This window comes from Coprococcus sp. RTP21204st1_G4_RTP21204_210225 (assembly GCF_040915385.1).
Classification (GTDB): domain Bacteria; phylum Bacillota; class Clostridia; order Lachnospirales; family Lachnospiraceae; genus Allocoprococcus; species Allocoprococcus comes.
Map to the genome: position 1 here is coordinate 1,439 of NZ_JBCPDP010000056.1, position 246 is coordinate 1,684.

The 246-nt window shown below is 40.7% G+C and carries 1 protein-coding gene; it reads right to left on the reverse strand.

The features are described from left to right. The coding region (locus tag AB5213_RS17035) for a glycoside hydrolase domain-containing protein (RefSeq protein ID WP_368277021.1) at positions 1-246 on the reverse strand (246 nt) is incomplete at both ends.

Sequence of the window (246 nt, forward strand, 5' to 3'; positions counted from 1 at the left end):
ACAGCTTCATACGCTTTATCTACATCATAATTACGAATACCTTTCTGATATGCACTCACCATAAGAGGTATCTCATGCTGAGCTCCCATAATATCACAATACTCCACTCCCGGAGGTCCATTGGGTAACCATCCACCCACTCTGTAATACTCCAATAATGACTCTACCCACTTATTCATAATGTCTGGAGTAGCAAGTGCCCACAATTGATTGAGATTCCAAAAAGTATTCCAAAAAGCATCACAG